Below are 4,887 nucleotides of genomic sequence, written 5' to 3'. Positions count from 1 at the left end.
GCCGCGCACAACCGGGCAATGTTTCCGGTGTTGGGCGGAATCTCCGGCTGGTAGAGCACGATGCGCATTGAACGCTCCTGTGGGCATTGGACCTTGATCTACGACATTAGGGACATGAAACGAAAAAGGCCCCGACAAGCGGGGCCGATTTCTCTATGGTGGGCGATCCGGGATTTGAACTCGGGACTTCCACCGTGTGAAGGTGGCACTCTAACCGCTGAGTTAATCGCCCGTAGGGAAGGACTCTTTAAGGCAAGCCCCCGTCGCTTGGCAAGAACTTTTTGCGAAGGCCCGCAACTTTTTTCTCGCCGCCGCCCGAACCCCGTGCCGGGGAGGGGTGGCGGAAGCGTATAGGAGTCGAACCTACCGAACGCCTCTCGACGTTCCACTGGATTTGAAGTCCAGGCGCCACACCGGTGACGATACGCTTCCATGCCGGGGACACACCGTTTACCCGCTTTGCCGTGTGTGCGCAAGACCGCAGCCGGGTTTCAGCCCGGCGTTTTTACAACGGTCCAAGGGCCGCCATGTCCGGGATGAAGATGCTGCCGCGCCCGCGCAGCTCCATGCGGCCCTCGCGTTCCAGGGCGTTCAGCATGGTGGAGAGCGTTTGCCGCGTGGTGCCGAGCAGGCTGGCCAGTTGCTCGGTGGTCAGCCCCAGATTCACCAGCATGCCGCCGCCGGGCTGGAGTTGCCCGCTCTGCGAGACCACGAAGCGCAGGAAGCGCACCAGCCGGGTCTGCACGTCGTGGAACGCCAGGTCGTCGATGATGCTGGTGGAGTGCTTGAGCACCTCGCCCAGTACGCGCACCATGGCCCCGGTGAACTCCGGCAGGGCCAACATGTAGCGTCGCACCTGGGAGGTCTCGGCGCAGAGCAGCTTGGTGTCCTCCAGGGCGGAGACGTAGGCCCTGGTGTGCGTGCTGTACACGTCGCCGCGCTCCAGGATGGCCAGGGTGAATTCCTTGTCCTCGTACGCCAGGTAAAGTCGCGCCCGGCCGGAGGCCACGATGAAGATGAGGTCTTCCCTGTTTTGCGGCAGGAATATTTGCGTTTTGCGGGTGTAGCTCCGCAGCTGGAAGCAGTTGGCGAGCTCTTCCAGTCCTGGCTGTTTCAGGGTCGACAGGATGTCTATGCCGGTGTGCATCATGGCGCGGCCCTCCCGCTTTACGTGAGCGTTACACTCTAAGGAGCCCCTAGGGCAACAGAAACGCTGGCGGTCATGTTCCTGCACGGTTCCGGGGCTTTTGTCCCGCTTGAGCCGAGCCGTTCCAGCAGTTCGTCGCACAGTGCGCCAATGGCGTCATCCTCCGGCAGGCCGAGCACGCTGCCGGATTCGAGCTGCCGCGCCTTCAAACCCGCCAGGGCGGGGATGCGCAGCATGCGTTCCGGCAGGTCCATCTGTAGGTTCAGCTGTGCGGCCAGTTGGGTGGGCAGCGCAAGATCCGGCTCGCAGCGGTTCAGCGCCAGCACCTGGCGCGAAAGGCCCAGGCCGCGGGCCAGGCGCGAGACCTCTCCCGCCGTGGAAAGCGCCCGCAGGCTGGGCTCGCTCACCACAACCAGGGCGTCCACATCGGCCACGGTACCCCGGCCCAGGTGCTCCACGCCCGCCTCCAGATCCACCAGCACCCACTCGCGCCGCTCCAGAATGAGATGCGCCAGCACGGCTTTGAGCAGGGCGTTGGCCGCGCAGGCGCAGCCGCCGCCCTGGCCGTTGGTGGCCCCGGCGATGGTGCCCATGACCAGCAGGCGCTTGCGGCCGGGGCTGACGCCGGGAAGGGCCGGGCCGCCCAGAGGCGCGTCCACGCTCAAGGTATCCGGCAGGCCGGAGACGTCCGGGTTCAGGCTCATGTATCCCTGGCCGATGTGCTGGCGGATGATGTCCTCGCGTTCGGCCAGGGGCGCGGGCAAGGCGGCGGGATCAAGCCCGCAGGCCTGGCCCAGGGAAAGGGCCGTGTCCGCATCCACCAGCCACACGTTTTCGCCCCTGCGGGCCAGGTGGTCGGCCAGCCAGGCGGTGATGCTCGTCTTGCCCGCGCCGCCCTTGCCCGCGAATGCGATCTTCATGCTGCGCTCCTTATAAGTAGGGGTGCGGGCCGACCGGAGGAGTACACCCCGGCCGGCCCAAGGAGGAGGATCTGCTTCTAGGCGGACAGGCCGAGGGCCAGGCGCTTCATCTTGATGCGCGCGTCAAAGAGCTCCGCCGCCTTCACGGGGTCGGGCTCGATGACGAAGCTTGCGCCCACGAGGTCTTCCAGGCCGTTCACGGCCAGATCGGTGACCACGCTGGAGCCCAGGATGTGCGGCGGGTGGCCTAGGTGCGTGTAGATGCCGGAAGCCACGGCGTACAGGCCGATGGCCGCGGCCTTTTCCGAGTACCATTCGGGCGAGCTTGCGCCCACGGGCAGGTCGCTGATGTCCACGCCGAGTTCGTTGGCCAGGGCGGCGCAGAGTTGCAGGATGCGCGAGTTGTCCACGCAGGAGCCGTAGTGCAGCACGGGCGGGATGCCTAACGCGCCGCACACGGCCTTGAGGCCCGGCCCGGCCATTTCCGCGCCCTCCGGCACCAGCAGGCCCGCCTTGCCTGCGGCGGTGGTCACGCAGCCGGTGACGAGGACCAGGATGTCCTTCTTGATGAGTTCCTTGGCCAGGCCCACGTTCATGGAGTCCTGCTGGAACTTCGGGTTGTTGCAGCCGACTATGCCCACGGCGCCGCGGATGCTGCCCGCCTTGATGGCATCGATGAGCGGGGTGAGGCTGCCGCCCAGGGCGCTTATGACCGCCTCGTTGCTGAAGCCGGTCATGATGTCCACGGGTTCGCCGGGGATGCACACGCGGGCCTTGTCGCGTTTGGCGAAACCCTCAACGGCGATGGCGACCATCTCTTTGGCCTGCTTCAGCGCGTTGTGCGGGTGGATGTCGTAGTGCACGGCCCCGGTGAAGCGGGCCTTGTTGGCCGTGTCGAAGAACGTCGTGTGATAGCAGTGGGATATCTGCACCAGGCTCGGCATGATGCACTGGTAGTCCACCACGATGGCCTCCACCGCGCCGGTGATGATGGCCAGCTCGGTCATGAGGTGGTTGCCCGCCATGGGGATGCCCTGGCGCATCAAGAGTTCGTTGCCGGTGCAGCACAGGCCCGCCACGTTGATGCCGCTGGCCCCCAGTTCCTTGGCGCGGGCCACCAGCTCCGGGTCGCGCGCGGCGGCCAGGATCATCTCACTCACCACGGGGTTGTGGCCGTGGACCAGGATGTTGACCATGTCCGCCTTGAGGGTGGCCAGGTTGGCGGTGGAGCGGCTGGGCGTGGGCGTGCCGAAGATCACGTCCGAGAGCTCGGTGCCGATCATGGAGCCGCCCCAGCCGTCGGCCAGCGCCGTGCGTGCGGCGTGGAGCATGGTGTTGGGCGCGTCGTTGTCGCAGCCCATGTGCGTGCGGTGCATCATCTCGGCGATCTCGCGGTCGATGCCGCGCGGGGTGATGCCGAGCTTTTCCCAGATGTCCAGGCGCTTCTTGGGCACGCGCGAGAGAAAGCCCAGGCCCGCCTTGCGGCTGCCGAAGTCGGCGTAGCAGCAGTCCATCAGGTCGCGTGCGACATCCTTGAGCTCGCGGCCCTGGCACTCAATGCCCAGTTCCGCCGCCAGGCGCAGCAGCTTGGCCTCGTCGCGGATGGTGTAGTCCGTGGTGTGGCCGTCCAGAATGGCCTCAAGCACCTCGATCAAGTCGCGGCCATGGTCGGAATGTCCTGCCGATCCCCCGGCGATAAAGCGGCCGAAGTTGCGGGCCACGATGACGTGCTCGTCGGCCCCGCAGACGCCCAAGCGCATTTTGGCGCCCGGCTTGCTGCTGATGCGGCAGGGTCCCATGGTGCAGTTGCGGCAGGTGGTGCCAAGCTCGCAGAAGGTACAGTGCGGCGTCTGGGACTGCAGGCGGTCCCAGGCCGTGGTGATGCCCTCCGCGCGGGCTTTGGCGATCATCTGCTTGGCGTCTTCCCATATGGTCAGGTCGTCGATGTTCAGTTCCGTGCGTTCCTTAAGCATGAGGCTACCTCCGCTTCAAGCGTGGGGTTGGGGGTTGCTGCGGGCCGGGTATGGTTACTTTGTGGGGTATTGGGGTCGACAATTCTGTCGGCCCGCTGACAGCGGGGCCATGGAATGCAAATATTTTCTGTTTTTCGCACACTGTGATTCCGGCCCAAGGATTGCGCTGCGGCGGCGGCCGGAAGCCAAGAGCGAACCGGAGGGAAGGGCCCACGCGAAAAGAGGTTGCCTCCCCCAGGCGGGGCAGTTTTGCGTGAAGTTCAGCCCCTTGCTTTTTCGCACGTATGCCTTATCTTGCAGTCCATTGGCGGGGCCTTGTACCGGGTGCATGCACGACCTTCCCGGCTTCCGGCCCCATACCGACCCACAGCGCAAGCCCGCTCCGGAGGTTCTCCTCTTGAATAGCTTCACAAAGAATTTGCTTATTTGGGCGACCATTTCACTGGTCATGGTCGTGCTGTTCAATCTCTTCAGCCAATCCCCCGCGCCGCAGCACAAGCTGTCGTACAGCGACTTCGTCGCCCGGGTGAAGGATGGGGAGGTCGTGTCCGTCAAGATCCAGGGCCAGAAGATCACCGGCGTCATGACCGGGGACAAGAAATTCGTCACCTTCGCGCCCGATGATCCGAACCTCGTGCCCTCGCTGGTGGCCAGCAAGATCCAGGTGACGGCCGAGCCGCCCGAGGATTCCCCCTGGTACATGACGCTCCTCGTGTCCTGGTTCCCCATGCTGCTTTTGATCGGCGTGTGGATCTTCTTCATGCGCCAGATGCAGGGCGGCGGCGCGGGCGGCAAGGGAGCCATGAGCTTCGGCCGCTCCAAGGCCCGGCTCATCAGCGAGGACACC

4 protein-coding genes and 2 tRNA genes are annotated in these 4,887 nt (G+C 65.3%); 1 reads left to right on the top strand and 5 read right to left on the bottom strand.

The window, feature by feature from the left end; all coding sequences use genetic code 11:
• Positions 1–156 precede the first annotated feature (156 nt).
• The 5 genes from VN419_RS09250 to cooS form a co-directional block, all read right to left on the bottom strand.
• A tRNA-Val gene (locus VN419_RS09250) sits at positions 157–232 on the bottom strand.
• A 106-nt stretch (positions 233–338) separates the two neighbouring features.
• Positions 339–432: transfer RNA gene (locus VN419_RS09245), tRNA-Sec, on the bottom strand.
• A gap of 73 nt (positions 433–505) precedes the next feature.
• Entirely contained in the window at positions 506–1,150 is a 645-nt protein-coding gene (locus tag VN419_RS09240; protein ID WP_325646766.1) for a Crp/Fnr family transcriptional regulator, read from the bottom strand.
• A 35-nt stretch (positions 1,151–1,185) separates the two neighbouring features.
• Positions 1,186–2,067, bottom strand: a complete 882-nt coding sequence (locus VN419_RS09235) for an ArsA-related P-loop ATPase (RefSeq protein ID WP_325646764.1) — start codon at positions 2,065–2,067, stop codon at positions 1,186–1,188.
• Positions 2,068–2,144: 77 nt separating this feature from the next.
• Positions 2,145–4,040, bottom strand: a complete 1,896-nt coding sequence (cooS, locus tag VN419_RS09230; protein WP_325646761.1) for an anaerobic carbon-monoxide dehydrogenase catalytic subunit — start codon at positions 4,038–4,040, stop codon at positions 2,145–2,147.
• Between the two features lie 397 nt (positions 4,041–4,437).
• On the opposite strand from cooS, the gene VN419_RS09225 reads away from it, so the two are divergent.
• A partial coding sequence (locus VN419_RS09225; RefSeq protein WP_325646759.1) for an ATP-dependent metallopeptidase FtsH/Yme1/Tma family protein occupies positions 4,438–4,887 on the top strand: 450 nt, incomplete at its 3' end.

Origin of the sequence: Humidesulfovibrio sp. (genome assembly GCF_035560995.1) — a bacterium.
Classification (GTDB): Bacteria; Desulfobacterota; Desulfovibrionia; order Desulfovibrionales; family Desulfovibrionaceae; genus Humidesulfovibrio.
Note: the sequence above shows the minus strand (reverse complement) of the source record. Positions and strands in the feature narration are given on the sequence as shown.

Coding starts and splice junctions, on each gene's coding strand:
- VN419_RS09235 (WP_325646764.1), bottom strand. CDS start 2,067: ATGAAGATCGCATTCGCGGGCAAGGGCGGCGCGGGCAAGACGAGCATC.
- VN419_RS09240 (WP_325646766.1), bottom strand. CDS start 1,150: ATGATGCACACCGGCATAGACATCCTGTCGACCCTGAAACAGCCAGGA.
- cooS (WP_325646761.1), bottom strand. CDS start 4,040: ATGCTTAAGGAACGCACGGAACTGAACATCGACGACCTGACCATATGG.